Origin of the sequence: Bartonella sp. CM120XJJH, assembly GCF_042194715.1 — a bacterium.
Lineage (GTDB): Bacteria > Pseudomonadota > Alphaproteobacteria > Rhizobiales > Rhizobiaceae > Bartonella.
Genome location: NZ_JBHINE010000018.1, coordinates 33596 through 47778 on the forward strand (window position 1 = coordinate 33596; position 14183 = coordinate 47778).

The window sequence follows — 14183 nt, forward strand, 5'->3', positions numbered from 1 at the left end:
ATATTAAAATTTTTCACTCAACATACGAGATGATCCATTATAAATTATAAAGCAACGTATTATACGGAATATATGAACTTTAGGTATAAAACATGCAATTACAGCTGTTTCGGATATACCTTTCATTTATTAAAACACACATTTGTCAGTATATTAAAAATATACAGCTCGCATTATTAAGAGTTTAATTGAATAATAAACAAAACAACTTTAATTTTTAAAGTTCCAATTTCCTTTAAAATAGCTGCAAAAACAATTTATAAATTGCAAATTGTTATTTAAAATTTCTTCTAGCTCCCTATAGAAATTTAAATAAAGAAAATGAAGTTAATAGACAACACTCTTCTTTTCTTTCCTTATTTTGTAAGCATTGCAAAAAAAATAATGGCTTGGTAATGTAATCATTAGTAATATTTTATTTGTTTGTAACTAATCAATTTTTACGCGTTTTATTAAGGAAAAGAAAAAACTAATCGTGCTGCTATCAATGAAATTATTCATGCACACAAACAAAAAGAATCATCGAACTGGTTTTACGATCCAGAAAAATTTGCTCATGCTCATGCATTTTGATATTCAGAGAAATGAGGATCTATTAGTGGACAAAACCTTATCGTAGATGGGACATCTCGTATACACATACGCTAACTTGGATATCATAAAAATGTCTAGAAAACGAAATAGTGATTTCAGTTCACCAAAAGCTGAACTTGACAGTGCCGCACTTTTTTATCACCAACACCCAAAACCTGGAAAATTGGAAATACAAGCAACAAAACCTCTTGATAATCAACGTGATTTGGCTCTTGCTTATTCTCCAGGCGTTGCAGCACCATGTCTTGCGATTCATGAAGATCCCACTCTTGCTGCCCAATATACCTCCCGTGCTAATTTAGTCGCTGTTATATCCAATGGAACTGCTGTTCTTGGTTTAGGAAACATTGGTCCACTCGCTTCAAAGCCAGTTATGGAAGGCAAAGCCGTTTTATTTAAAAAATTTGCGAATATTGATGTTTTTGATATTGAAATTGATGCATCCGATATAGAACAAATGGTGCAAACAATATCGACCTTAGAACCTACATTTGGTGGTATTAATCTTGAAGACATTAAGGCTCCTGAATGTTTTGACGTCGAAGAAAAGCTTCGTGCTAAAATGAATATTCCAGTTTTTCATGATGACCAACATGGAACTGCCATTATTGTTTCTGCGGCTGTATTAAACGCCTTAAATCTTTCAGGAAAAAAAATTGAAAATGCAAAAATAGTTACCTCAGGTGCAGGTGCTGCTGCCCTAGCTTGTCTTAATCTTTTGGTTCGTCTTGGGGCGAAAGTTGAAAATATTTGGCTTAGTGACTTAGAGGGTGTTGTTTATGAAGGTCGCAAGACCCTTATGGATCGTTGGAAAATCAATTACGCACAAAAAACGGACGCACGAACTTTATCTGATATTATTGATGATGCGGATATTTTTCTAGGCCTATCTGCGGGTGGTGTTTTAAAGCCTGAATATCTTAAAAGAATGGCTCAAAATCCACTCATTTTAGCGCTAGCTAATCCAGTACCAGAAATTATGCCTGAAGAAGCACGCTCTATACGGCCAGATGCAATGATCTGCACAGGACGCTCTGATTATCCTAATCAAGTTAATAATGTCCTTTGTTTTCCCTATATCTTCCGTGGTGCATTAGACGTAGGTGCTCGTGCAATTAATGAAGAAATGAAAATGGCCGCTGTTCATGCTATTGCTGCCCTTGCACGTGAAGAAACTTCAGATGTTGTAGCACGTGCATACTCAAAAGAACCACCCAATTTTGGACCAGACTATCTGATCCCCTCTCCTTTTGATCCGCGTTTAATACTGCGTATTGCTCCCGCTGTCGCTAAAGCAGCAATGGCAACTGGTGTCGCCATTCGTCCCATTGAAGATATGGAAGCCTACTATGATATCCTCAATCGATTTGTCTTTCTTTCTGGTTTAACAATGAAACCTGTTTTTGCTGCAGCAAAAACAGCAAAACGTAAACGCGTCATCTATGCCAATGGTGAAGATGAACGCGTCCTTCGTGCAGCACAAGTTGTCATTGAAGAACAAACAGCAACGCCTCTCCTTATCGGCCGTCCTCATGTCGTGGAAGCGAGATTAAAACGCTTTGGTTTAAGAATTCGTCCTGGTATAGATTTTGAATTAACAAACCCTGAAGATGATCCACGTTTTCGTGATTATGTTAATTTATTTTTTCATTATACAGGAAGGCGTGGTGTTACGCCTGAAATGGCAAAAACCGTAGTGAGAACATCAACAACGGCTATTGCTGCCCTTGCCGTCATGCGTGAAGAAGCAGATGCAATGATTTGCGGCTTAGAAGGACGTTTTGAACGACAACTTGAATTGATTGAACAAATTATCGGTCTTGATCCTAAAGTTCACCGTTTTTCTGCTATGAGTTTGCTTATCTCTCAACAACGTACTCTTTTCCTCACAGATACTTACGTTAATGAAAATCCTTCTGCAGAAGAAATCGCTGAAATGACTGTGTTGGCAGCTCAAGAAGTTGAAGCATTTGGAATAACACCAAAAGCAGCCTTATTATCACACTCAAACTTTGGTTCTAAAAACACGGAAAGTGCGCGTAAAATGCGACGTGCAACAGAAATTCTTGCCAAATTACACCCTGATTTAGAAGCAGATGGCGAAATGCATGGTGATGCTGCCCTTTCCAAAGTTTTTCGTGATCGTGTTTTTCCTGATTCTCGTCTTAAAAGTGAAGCTAATTTGCTTGTCTTTCCAACACTTGATGCAGCCAATATCACGCTCAACACTGTTAAAAGCCTCACAAATGCACTCCATGTTGGTCCTATTTTAATCGGGGCAGCACGTCCCGCCCATATCTTAACGCCTTCAGTAACTTCACGGGGAGTTGTTAATATAACAGCCCTTGCTGTCCTTGCGGCCAATAGAAAAAATAGTCTCGTAAAATAAATGTGCAATAAAATTTCAAAGTTTTTTTAATATTGAGATATAGTATTTCATGTATTGTAAACCTCTTTTCTCTATAGAAAAGACAGCTATATTCTGGATTAAGTCTTTTTTTTAAAGAGAAAAAAGGCTAGAAGAGCAATATTAAATGTATTTTGAATTTACTAACTCTATAATAAGGAACCCTTACATTGCCTTCCACGTTTGATAAAGTTGCTGATATCATTGCAGAAATCAGTGAAATTGATCGCAATACAATTACACCTGAAAGTCATACAATTGACGATCTAGGAATTGACAGTCTTGATTTTCTTGATATTGTTTTCGCTATTGATAAAGCTTTCGGAATAAAAGTCCCTCTAGAACAATGGACACAAGAAGTCAACGAAGGTACCGTTGCAACAGAAGAATACTTTGTTCTTAAAAACCTTTGTGCAAAAATTGATGATCTCGTTGCCTTAAAACAGGCAGGTTAATTTTCATCATGCATAATCAATCCGTATTCATCACTGGTATAGGCCTCATAAGCTCTCTGGGGGAAGGAACTGATCTACATTGGAATCTCTTAAATAATCCAAACCGTACACCAAATCTAGATTGTACAACATTTTCACCCTACACGGTTCATAAATTGCCTGAAATTGATTGGAGTTTACAAATTCCTAAAAAAAGCGATCAACGGCAAATGGGAACATGGCAGCGTCTTGGTACCTATGCGGCTGGTCTTGCTCTTGATGATGCCGGCATGAAAAATAATGAACAACTCACTTCAACAATGGATATGATCGTAGCAGCAAGTGGAGGAGAGCGTGATATTACTGTTGATACACAGATTCTTTCTAAAGCGCGCACAGTTGCCGATCATGCCTCTATGTTAAATGTTGCTCTTTCAACTGAACTTCGTCCAACATTATTTTTGGCACAACTTTCAAACCTTTTGGCAGGAAACATTTCAATTGTTCATAAAGTCACTGGATCATCTCGTACATTTATGGGAGAAGAAGGCAGTGGGCTTTCTGCACTTCAAATTGCTGTAGCTCGTATTCGATCAGGTCAAAGTACCCATGCTCTTGTAGGAGGTTCCTATAATGCACAAAGTTATGATATGTTGTTGGCGCATGAGCTTGCTGGTCTTTTAACCCATAATGGATGGAGCCCAGTGTGGGATCGTGAAATCCACCCCGGCGGCGGTATCATAGCCGGTTCTGGTGGTATCTTCCTAGTTCTTGAAAGTGGAGAACATGCAAAAAAACGCAACGCACGTGCTTATGCTGAAATTAGCCAAATTATTACAGACCAAACAGATAGAACCAAAATTCCGCTTAGAGAGTCAATTGCAACAATGTTAAAAACTGCGGGCGCTAAATCTGCCTTAGCCATCTCAGCAGCCTCAGGAGCTCACGAAGCAACAAAAGCAGAGAAAAATGCTCTTGACAATGCTGATCTATCTTACCGTGGCATTACAACATTATTTGGTTATATGCGGGAAGCGCAATTTCCTCTAGCTCTAGCTCTTGCAGCACTTTCAATTGAAAAAAAACACAGTTTTCCAGCGTTAAGTCCTCATGAAAAACCTTTTTCTAAAGAAGTACGTGAAATATTTGTTACAACTATCGGTATAAAAAGAGCTGAAGGTATTGTGCGTCTTACAGTTATTTGAAGGGGAATTTCTATAGTGAAATATCATGATCATTTTGGACGTCCACTTGTAGCAATAACTGGAGCAGGCATTGTCACATCACTGGGACAAGGGAAACATGAAAATTGGCAAAAATTAACAAGCGGTGTAAGCGGTATCCACAAAATAACACGTTTTCCCGTTGAGGGATTAAATACATATATTGCTGGAACAATTGATTTTCTCAAAGAAAGTACACTTGGTGCTTCAGCTCTCTCTGAGAAGCTTGCACATCTTTCTGCTGAAGAAGCTTTGGAACAAGCTGCTATTGATAAAAAAAATTTTAATGGACCACTCTTTCTCGCTGCTCCTCCTGTTGAACTTGAATGGACCGCACGTTTTAGTCTTGATCAAGAGCAAGAATTCAATAATGAACCTTCTTATGCACATCTTCTTAAAGTCTGTAAGGATAAACTCCATGAAAAGCTTTTTGAAACCACACAATTTGGTGCAATTGCAGAAAAACTTCAAAAAAGATTTGGCACAAAAGGACTTCCTGTTACACTTTCCACTGCTTGTGCATCTGGGGCAACAGCAATTCAATTAGGTGTTGAGTCTATTAGACGGGGAGAGACAAATCGAGCTCTCATAATTGCGACAGATGGATCAGTTTCAGCAGAATCTCTCATCCGTTTTTCGTTACTATCTGCTCTTTCAATCCAAAATGATCCTGCTGAAAAAGCAGCAAAACCCTTTAGCCGTGATCGGGATGGATTTGTTATGGCAGAAGGCTCAGGTGCTTTTGTTCTTGAATCTCTTCAAAGCGCATTAAACCGTAATGCTACAGTTTTAGGAATTTTAGCTGGCTGTGGAGAAACCGCCGATGATTTTCACCGTACACGTTCAAAACCCGATGCATCACCAGCAATTGAATCCGTTCGCAAAGCTTTAAATGATGCAAAAATAACCATCAATGAAATTGATTATATTAATGCACATGGAACTTCGACACCTGAAAATGAGAAAATGGAATATCTTGCATTATCAACAGTATTCGGTGATCTTTTAGAGCATATTCCAGTCTCTTCTAATAAATCAATGATTGGGCATACATTAACTGCTGCTGGTGCAATAGAAGCGGTTTTTTCGCTTTTAACCATTCAATCGGGGATACTTCCACCTACAATAAATTATGATAATCCTGACCCTGCTATCCCTTTAGATGTTGTTCCTCATCATAGCCGTAAAGCCTGTGTCAATGCGGTTTTGTCAAACTCATTTGGATTTGGTGGTCAAAATATGAGTCTTGTTATCACTGCATATAAAGGATAATCCTTTAATAATAAAATTTTATAACGCTAACCTAATAATATATTTAAGGGGGATGATAATGCGTGCACTGCAACTCTTTGATGATCGTCGGCTTGAAATCACCAATATTTCCCCGCCATCTTCACCTAGTATAGGTGAAGTAACTGTGCGGATAAAAGCCGTTGCTCTTAATCATATTGATGTATGGGGATGGCGTGGCATGGCTTTTGCGAAAAGAAAAATGCCACTCATCATTGGTGCAGAAGCCTCTGGTGAGGTTATACAAATAGGAGATGGCGTTGAACATCTCCAACTTGGACAGATTGTCTCAATTTATGGTGCAAAAACTTGCGGAATATGCCAAGCTTGTCATGAAGGGCGGGATAATCTTTGCAGTCATGTAAAGGGAGTCTACGGTTTTCACCTTGATGGATTTGCGTGTGAGCTTGTCAATTTGCCAGCACATTTATTAGTTCCATCACCTCCCCAATGTGATGAATTGCAGGCAGCAGTTGCTCCAATTACTTTTGGTACCGTAGAACACATGCTTTTCGATAACGCAAAACTACAAGCAGGAGAAACAATCCTGATACAGGCTGGTGGTTCAGGTATTGGCTCTGCAGCCATTCAACTTGCAAAACACATAGGCTGTACAGTTATCACAACTGTAGGTTCAGATGAAAAGATTGCAAAAGCACACTCTCTTGGAGCAGATCATGTAATTAATTATCGTAAAGACCGTTTTGAAGGTGTGGTGCGTAAATTAACCCAAAAAAAAGGTGTTGACGTTGTTTTTGAGCATGTTGGTGTAGATACATGGAACGGTTCTCTGTTATGTATGAAAAAAGGAGCACGCTTAGTGACTTGCGGTTCTACCTCTGGTGTTTCAGCACCAATCAATCTCATGCAATTATTCCAACAACAACTTAAGATATTCGGTTCATTTGGCTGCCGTATGGAAAATATGAAAAACGCCATGCAAAAAATGGCAGAAAAAACTGTACACCCTGTCATTGATACAATTGTTGAGCTTGATGAAATTGATACAGCTTTAAAACGAATGGAGAGCCGTGATGTTTTTGGTAAAATTATCCTTAAAATCGATTAATCATGATGAAGCTTTCTCTTAAAAATCTCATATATCGTATTAAAATTATAGCTAAAAAAATATCCTACTTGTTATGGGCATATCTGCTCTTTGGTTCTTTATTTATTCTAAAATGCTTTCCTGCCAAAATGGGAATTTCTTTTTTTGCTTGGTTAGCAAAAAAAATTGGTCCCCTTGTACATCGTCATCAAATCACACTTGCAAACCTTAGGAGTGCATATCCAGAAAAAACAGAGCAAGAACTCCATGCGATTGCAATAGAAATGTGGGAAAATATAGGACGTTTCCTAGCCGAATATATTTTTCTTGATAAAATTTTTGATTTTGATCCTCATACGAACGAACCAGGTTTCATTGAGGTTAAAGGCGTTGAAATATTTGAGCGATTAAAAAATGAAAAAAAACCACATATTTTTTTCACTGCACATACTGGAAATTTCGAACTTCTGCCTATTTGTGCACAAAGTTTTGATCTTAATGTTACGGTATTATTTAGACCACCTAATAATCCCTATGTTGCCAAACGAATCCTTAAAGCACGACAAACTTCTATGGGACATCTTGTTCCCTCCAAGGCCGGTGCAGCATGGGCATTAGCAGCCAAATTAGAAGAAGGTGAAAATGTTGGTATGCTCGTTGATCAAAAATTTCGCCGCGGAATCATGGGAACATTTTTTAACAGACCCCTTAAAACAAATCCCTTAATTATAAAACTTGCTCGACAATATGATTGTGATATTTATCCAACACGTTGTATTCGTTTGCCTAATGGACGTCATCGTTTAGAGTTATATGAGCATGTAGAACTTCCACGTGATGAAAAAAACGATATCGATATAGCTGCTTCTACGCAAAAGTTAAATGATATTGTTGAATCTTGGGTCCGTGAATATCCTGGACAATGGATGTGGTTACATAGACGTTGGGACATCTAACATAAGCTCTATTGCTTATAAAGGAAGTGCAAATGTTAGCCTCAAAAAATATCAAAGATCTCACTGCAATTATCACTGCATTACGGAATGCTGATAGTGGCTGTATCTGGCATAAAAAACAAACTTTTGAATCCCTCATACCCTATATGCTCGAAGAAGTTTACGAAGTCATCGATGCCATTGAACGAAAAAACCGAAAGGATCTCTGTGAAGAACTTGGGGATCTTCTTTTACAAGTTATCTATCATGCTATCCTTGCACAAGAAGAAGGCAGCTTTACTTTTGAAGATGTTGTTTATGCAATCACGGCAAAAATGATTCGACGCCATCCTCACGTTTTTGGAAATGCCGAGCAAAAAAAACGCGGATTTATAAAAGAGGAGTGGGAATATATAAAAAAAAGAGAACAGGCTGAACAAAAAAAATTGCACGAAGAAAAAAACACCAATTCCTCCACAAGCATACTCGCACAAGTAAAACAAATCCAGCCAGCAAACCAAGAGGCACTTGCTTTACAAGAAGCAGCAGCTAGAGTAGGTTTTGATTGGCAAAAAAGTGATAAAGTTTTTGAAAAAATAGAAGAAGAACTTGAAGAGCTCAAAGAAGCAATCAAAAATAAAAAAAATTCAGAAATAGAAGCAGAGTTTGGAGATCTCTACTTTATTCTCCTTAATCTCGCACGCCACTTAGCGATTGATTCACAAAAAGCATTAAAAAAACGAATATAAAATTTCGAAATCGTTTCGCCTATATTGAAGAAAAGCTATCCACTCAATCTAAAAAACTCACTGACGCATCCTTAAATGAAATGGAAGCACTGTGGAAGCAAGCTAAAAATGAACAATAAAAAATATTAGATTTCTTCTACTTAAAAGAAAAATTTCCCCTAAAATTACTGAATTATAATTTAGCTCAGCTCAATTTGTTTTATATTGATCCTGCGTAGCAGGACGAAGTTCCACCGATTCGCCACACCCACATGCTGAAACTTGATTAGGATTTTTAAAGACAAAACCAGAACGAAGCGTTGTCACTTCATAATCCATCTGCGTCCCTAATAAAAATAATACCGCATCATGTGCTACAAAAACACGGGCACCATTCACTTCAACAACATCCGCATCTATCCCCTTTTCTTTGACAAGAGTAATTGTATACTCCATCCCTGCACAACCACCTTTTTTGATTCCAACAAGAATACCCTGTGCATCTTTTGCATCCATAATCGCTTTAACACGATCCACTGCTGCTTCCGTCAAATTTATTACCGAAAAACGGCTCATCGTTTACTCTTTTCTTAGTTCAATAGAAACTTTGAAAGTTTTTCCTCTACAATATTCTATCTGGTATTTTAGAAAAAAAACAACAAAACATTAATTAATGCATTCTGATCTTGTTTATTTGGATAAAAACGCATACCCATAAAATGAGATTTGTGATTATACAATCCAGAACTTACATTTTTTGTCCACATAGAATGAAAAATGCCTCGTCTATAAAAACTCAAAGGAAAATGTTTCAATGTCATACATTCACTCCTCTCCTTTTGAAAATCTTTATCTTTTTAGAAAAGTAACGATTCGATAAGGAAAAAATATACCTCCCCCATTCATTTGCTCCCCTCCTTCTCCAACCCATGCCCCTAAAGTCACCAATCTTACCCCTTCAAAATCTGCAAAAGTAGTTAAATGCATACATCTATTAGCTATAGAGCTAAAAGTTTAATGATCACAAAGAATTTTATAGATTCATTACGTATCTTGAACTGACAACAAAATATTGATGTCCCAAATTTTTACTTTCAAAAACTCTAAGTGCAAAAGCATTTTAGATTTTATTCTGTTTATTTTTTCTCTTGCCTTTAAAGAAACAGTCATTTAATCGTTTTACACGAACTCGGAGCGTAGCGCAGCTTGGTAGCGCACTTGACTGGGGGTCAAGGGGTCGTGGGTTCAAATCCCGCCGCTCCGACCATTTTTTAAATTCTATAAAATAAAAAATAAGCTTACTTAAAAAATGAATTATTATGCATTTCAATTGCACATACATGATTTTTTTCTTCAACGTAGAATAATATGCAATAACATTTTATCATAAATTCGAGATAAGCTGTTTCATTAAAATAAGATTCGTTCTTAGGAACACACGAAACGCGAGACCTTTTGTCTCGCGTTTTTTATTCTTCAGAAAAATTTATAATTATTCGGTCTTATATTTTCTAAATTTTCCTACACGATAATTTCGCTGTTATCATTTTTTGTAATGGCTGGTGACATCTGTACGGTTATCTTTTTAGGTTTTAATTCCGCTGGCATTTCCCGTTTAAGCTGAATATGAAGAAGCCCATCTCCAAGTTCTGCTCCAATAACCTTAACATGATCAGCCAAATGAAAACGCCGTTCAAAAGCACGCGAAGCAATGCCTCGATAAAGGAATTCTCGCTCTTTATCATCATTTTTAGTCTTTCTATCTCCCTTAACGATCAGCTGGTTACAATGCGTTTCAATATCAATTTCATCTTGGGAAAAACCAGCAACCGCCATAGAAATTCTATAAGAATCTTCAGTTAAACGCTCGATATTATAAGGGGGATAAGAAGAAACTTCATCTGGTTGTGTTCTAGAATCAAACCAGTTAAAAAGATGATCAAAACCTACTGTGGAACGATAAAATGGTGAAAAATCTACTTGACGCATAATATTGCCCTCCTCTAGAGCGACTATAACTTAATAATTAATTCACAAAGTTCCCAAATGGCAAACTTGCTTGTGAACCTGCGGTCCCATCATGGCAACCACACCATATTATCTGGTAATCGCTTTTCTTTATTTCAACTCTTTTGGACCTAAATTGATAAAAACTATCTAAAAAGCAATATACCCCTTTTTAAATCTTTTTTCTTCATTACATAAATCTCAAAGCACTAAGCAGCAAATACACTGTAAAGGATTTCAATTGGAAACACCTCTTTATCCCATAGACTGGGGTTCCACTCCTCCTAATATCCATCATGGTACTCTTAAAATAGCAATAGATCACGAAATTCGTTTTGGGATAACATATCCTGAGGTGGAAAAATCTAAAGGAACAATTGTTATTCTCAAAAGCTACGCAAATGCTTTAGAAAAATATTTTTTATTAATAAATGAAATTTCTAAACGCGGTTTTCATACAGCAATATTTGACTGGTTTGATCAAGAAAAAAAATCCTTCAAGATAAGAAAAAAAATCCGACATCACTGTTTTGATATAAATAATGATCTTAATGACTTATATAAATTTCTTAAAAATATTGTTTATCCTAATTGTCCGCCTCCTTACTCTATGCTCACCTATGGCATAGGTGGATTGATAGCACTTAGCGGATTAGATCTTATTAATCATCAGTTTAGTAGATTACTCTGTGTTTCTCCGCTTTTCGCTCCATTCGGCAATAAAACGAATGGTTTTCAACATAAATTAACACAATTTCTTTCTGATATAGGTCTTGGCTTTATACCAGCGAAAGATGGGAAAAAATTAAACAAAACAAAACAAAAAAATATACAATTGGAACACATGCATAAAGTGCCAATCTCTTCCATTAAGCCCCCAACATCGCAATGGATGGCATCGGTATTTAATGCGATTGATTCTATGAAGAGAAATGTACTTCACGGAGATTTACGAATCCCAACACTCTTTATTCTTGCCAATCAAAACAATATTGCAAACAACATTGAAGTACGGCAATTATGCCAACACACACGTCTGACAGAAAGTATTACTATTAAAGGTGCTGAACTGGATACAATTATGGTTAATGAAGATTATAAAAAGCAATTTTGGGCAGCATTTGATGCATTTATTCCCAGTAATGTATCTATAAAATAAAACTAAATCTTAATTTCCGCTCCGCCCCATCAAAAAAGTAAATTTCTACGAGCATTGGGCCTACAAACGCTTTTTAATATAACGGTTTTTACTTTCCAACCACTCATATAATTCGTTTTCTAACCTCTACAGGCAAGCCATGGCCTAAATATTCACCATGCATTCTAATAAAAAAACTAATATACAAAGTATATCATTACATTAAAAAATATTATTTTACATCATAAAAATATTTTATATAATTAATAAATATATATTAATATAACATGGTACATATTTATAAGTAAATCATCAAAATACTATTTTTGATATATTTTTAATGGATGATTTAATATTATATCTATAAAAACAATATGTTTAATCTATTTAAGAGAAAACTTAAAATAAAGCGCGTTTATAATAATTATTACAAATCTCTATAAAAACAAATAACTATAAAAATTCTATTTCTTAGGAGAACTTTTTAAAAACAATAAATTAACACAATATTCTTCTAATTGCTCAATATAAGAAAATCCCTACAATAACGGTTTTCATAAGTTTTTTAATGGAATTCTGATAACAATCAGCAAATTTAAAAGAAAAGATAGCAATGAATCATTTTAAAAGTTTTAGAGAACCCCTTCTTTTTCAAAATCACATATATTTCGAATTTAACCAACTCACAACGATTATGCTGTATTCTGAATAAGAATGTAAGAATTAACCATTTTGCCATTCATTTCAATTATGAGCATTTTACCATCTTTTTTATAAATACTCTATATTGTATAATTGATGCGGCAAAACTCTGACAAATGGAGCCATTGGAACATAATCATGAAACGAATCCTGCTCGCAGAAGATGATAACGATATGCGTCGCTTTCTCGTAAAAGCCCTAGAACGTGCAGGCTACGAAGTCGCCGATTTCGATAATGGTATTAGCGCATATGAACGTTTACAAGAAGAGCCATTTTCCCTTCTCCTGACTGATATTGTGATGCCAGAGATGGATGGTATCGAACTCGCACGACGTGCTACTGAGATTGACCCTGATTTACGAGTAATGTTCATTACAGGTTTTGCAGCGGTAGCACTCAATTCAAATAGCGATGCCCCTCCTGATGCAAAGGTTCTCTCTAAGCCATTTCACTTACGTGAACTCGTCAATGAGGTTGAAAAGATCCTTATCGCTGCTTAAAAAGTATTTTTTTAAGTTATTTTCATCTGTTGAAAGAGAAAATGAAATTAAGCATTGACGTCTGGCATTCTATATGGTGTATGCAACATCAATAAATGGGCGTGTAGCTCAGCGGGAGAGCACTACGTTGACATCGTAGGGGTCACAGGTTCAATCCCTGTCACGCCCACCATATAGCCTGATATTGCTATTAAGTTATTGATACTTCATATATTTTTTAAGTGAGGGATACGTAAATAAAAGTGAGGGAATAGGATTTTGTAGCGTGCTCTCAATTATTGCGAATCAAGAGTTCTTTTCGGGGTGTTTTTTTAGCCGTACCTGCTGTCCAAAGGGTCTCTAATTCTAAAAAGTCAAAATCCCTAAAAATCTCTCGAACCGCATCACAATCATTCAGACTCAAGACAAATTTACCTTGGATCCCTTTGAGAACTTTTGCCATGTTCACAAAATCATCTTCAACAAAATTCCCAGAGCTGTAACACTTCTTCTTCACAAGATAAGGCGGGTCTAGGTAAAATAAACTGTCTGGTGCATCAAAAAGTTCGACAACCCGATCCCACGACAAATTTAAGATCGTCGTATCAAGAAGCTTCTGTCTAACACGTCTCATCCTTGATAACAGCTTATCGGGATTAAATGCTATAGGCTTTTTCCTTCCAAAGCTAAAAGAGACATACTCTTTTTTCCCATACATCACACAACGTTGGAGAAACAAAAAACGTGCGGCTCTTTCAACTTTGGAGAGGCTCTCTGCTTCAATAGCCGCAAGTTCAAAAAACAACTGTCTTGAACAAACAAACCACTCTAGTCGTTTGGCTAAATCTTCAAAGTCATTTTGAACACATTGAAACAGATTCGTGATCTCTCCATTCAAATCATTAATAACGGAATATTTTGCTGGTCTTTTATTGAGGAAAATAACACCAGAACCTAAAAATGGTTCAACATAGGTTTCATGGTCAATATTATTTAAAATCGGTATAATTTTCTTACGTAGATAGTGTTTACCACCCATCCACGCAAACAATGTTTGTGTAAATTCTTGTTTCATCATATTTTAAAGGAGAGGTTTAATATTTAACTTTTTGTTATCCACTTTTTAAGGTGTGAGAAGCTATTCTCTATGGCGTCCACAAAACGGGAAAAATCTATTACAAACATAAAGGCAATAAA

General features: G+C 36.4%; 11 protein-coding genes, 2 tRNA genes and 1 pseudogene. 11 read left to right on the forward strand and 3 right to left on the reverse strand.

Translation table 11 applies throughout. From position 1 onward, the window contains the following. Positions 1 to 664 precede the first annotated feature (664 nt). The 7 genes and pseudogenes from ACFIKU_RS07330 to mazG all read left to right on the forward strand — a co-directional run bounded on the left by ACFIKU_RS07330 (position 665) and on the right by mazG (position 8799). Positions 665 to 2983: an NADP-dependent malic enzyme gene (locus tag ACFIKU_RS07330; protein ID WP_375642357.1), complete on the forward strand. Its 2319-nt coding sequence runs from the start codon at positions 665 to 667 to the stop codon at positions 2981 to 2983. 188 nt (positions 2984 to 3171) lie between these two features. Next, the gene (locus ACFIKU_RS07335; RefSeq protein ID WP_375642358.1) at positions 3172 to 3456 is read left to right on the forward strand and encodes an acyl carrier protein; all 285 of its coding nucleotides are present in this window, start codon (positions 3172 to 3174) and stop codon (positions 3454 to 3456) included. 8 nt (positions 3457 to 3464) lie between these two features. Then, positions 3465 to 4640, forward strand: a complete 1176-nt coding sequence (locus tag ACFIKU_RS07340; protein WP_375642359.1) for a beta-ketoacyl-ACP synthase — start codon at positions 3465 to 3467, stop codon at positions 4638 to 4640. A gap of 15 nt (positions 4641 to 4655) precedes the next feature. Continuing rightward, positions 4656 to 5930: a beta-ketoacyl-ACP synthase gene (locus tag ACFIKU_RS07345; RefSeq protein ID WP_375642360.1), complete on the forward strand. Its 1275-nt coding sequence runs from the start codon at positions 4656 to 4658 to the stop codon at positions 5928 to 5930. Positions 5931 to 5988: 58 nt separating this feature from the next. Beyond that, on the forward strand, positions 5989 to 7017 hold the full coding sequence (locus ACFIKU_RS07350) for a zinc-binding dehydrogenase (protein ID WP_375657119.1): 1029 nt from the start codon (positions 5989 to 5991) through the stop codon (positions 7015 to 7017). 5 nt (positions 7018 to 7022) lie between these two features. Continuing rightward, positions 7023 to 7952 carry a lipid A biosynthesis lauroyl acyltransferase gene (locus tag ACFIKU_RS07355; protein WP_375657122.1) on the forward strand — a complete coding sequence of 310 codons (930 nt, stop codon included), beginning with the start codon at positions 7023 to 7025 and terminating at the stop codon, positions 7950 to 7952. Between the two features lie 32 nt (positions 7953 to 7984). Continuing rightward, a pseudogene (gene mazG / locus ACFIKU_RS07360) lies at positions 7985 to 8799 on the forward strand (nucleoside triphosphate pyrophosphohydrolase). Between the two features lie 70 nt (positions 8800 to 8869). Here the strand turns inward: mazG and ACFIKU_RS07365 are convergent. Beyond that, the gene (locus tag ACFIKU_RS07365) at positions 8870 to 9235 is read right to left on the reverse strand and encodes an iron-sulfur cluster assembly accessory protein (protein ID WP_015856470.1); all 366 of its coding nucleotides are present in this window, start codon (positions 9233 to 9235) and stop codon (positions 8870 to 8872) included. A 614-nt stretch (positions 9236 to 9849) separates the two neighbouring features. Here ACFIKU_RS07365 and ACFIKU_RS07370 point away from each other — a divergent pair. Beyond that, a tRNA-Pro gene (locus ACFIKU_RS07370) sits at positions 9850 to 9926 on the forward strand. A 254-nt stretch (positions 9927 to 10180) separates the two neighbouring features. Here the strand turns inward: ACFIKU_RS07370 and ACFIKU_RS07375 are convergent. After that, a complete protein-coding gene (locus tag ACFIKU_RS07375) occupies positions 10181 to 10648 on the reverse strand; it encodes an Hsp20 family protein (RefSeq protein ID WP_375642363.1) in 468 nt (155 codons plus the stop codon). A 259-nt stretch (positions 10649 to 10907) separates the two neighbouring features. Between ACFIKU_RS07375 and ACFIKU_RS07380 the strand changes: the two genes are divergently transcribed. The 3 genes from ACFIKU_RS07380 to ACFIKU_RS07390 all read left to right on the forward strand — a co-directional run bounded on the left by ACFIKU_RS07380 (position 10908) and on the right by ACFIKU_RS07390 (position 13179). After that, entirely contained in the window at positions 10908 to 11825 is a 918-nt protein-coding gene (locus tag ACFIKU_RS07380; protein ID WP_375642364.1) for a serine aminopeptidase domain-containing protein, read from the forward strand. Between the two features lie 819 nt (positions 11826 to 12644). Next, on the forward strand, positions 12645 to 13007 hold the full coding sequence (cpdR, locus tag ACFIKU_RS07385; RefSeq protein WP_005773448.1) for a cell cycle two-component system response regulator CpdR: 363 nt from the start codon (positions 12645 to 12647) through the stop codon (positions 13005 to 13007). Between the two features lie 97 nt (positions 13008 to 13104). Beyond that, positions 13105 to 13179 (forward strand) — tRNA-Val (locus ACFIKU_RS07390). A gap of 99 nt (positions 13180 to 13278) precedes the next feature. Here ACFIKU_RS07390 and ACFIKU_RS07395 read toward each other — a convergent pair. Further along, the gene (locus ACFIKU_RS07395) at positions 13279 to 14064 is read right to left on the reverse strand and encodes a DNA adenine methylase (RefSeq protein ID WP_375657120.1); all 786 of its coding nucleotides are present in this window, start codon (positions 14062 to 14064) and stop codon (positions 13279 to 13281) included. Positions 14065 to 14183: the final 119 nt, after the last annotated feature.

Coding starts and splice junctions, on each gene's coding strand:
- ACFIKU_RS07395 (WP_375657120.1), bottom strand. CDS start 14,064: ATGATGAAACAAGAATTTACACAAACATTGTTTGCGTGGATGGGTGGT.
- ACFIKU_RS07365 (WP_015856470.1), bottom strand. CDS start 9,235: ATGAGCCGTTTTTCGGTAATAAATTTGACGGAAGCAGCAGTGGATCGT.
- ACFIKU_RS07350 (WP_375657119.1), top strand. CDS start 5,989: ATGCGTGCACTGCAACTCTTTGATGATCGTCGGCTTGAAATCACCAAT.
- cpdR (WP_005773448.1), top strand. CDS start 12,645: ATGAAACGAATCCTGCTCGCAGAAGATGATAACGATATGCGTCGCTTT.
- ACFIKU_RS07340 (WP_375642359.1), top strand. CDS start 3,465: ATGCATAATCAATCCGTATTCATCACTGGTATAGGCCTCATAAGCTCT.
- ACFIKU_RS07375 (WP_375642363.1), bottom strand. CDS start 10,648: ATGCGTCAAGTAGATTTTTCACCATTTTATCGTTCCACAGTAGGTTTT.
- ACFIKU_RS07330 (WP_375642357.1), top strand. CDS start 665: ATGTCTAGAAAACGAAATAGTGATTTCAGTTCACCAAAAGCTGAACTT.
- ACFIKU_RS07355 (WP_375657122.1), top strand. CDS start 7,023: ATGAAGCTTTCTCTTAAAAATCTCATATATCGTATTAAAATTATAGCT.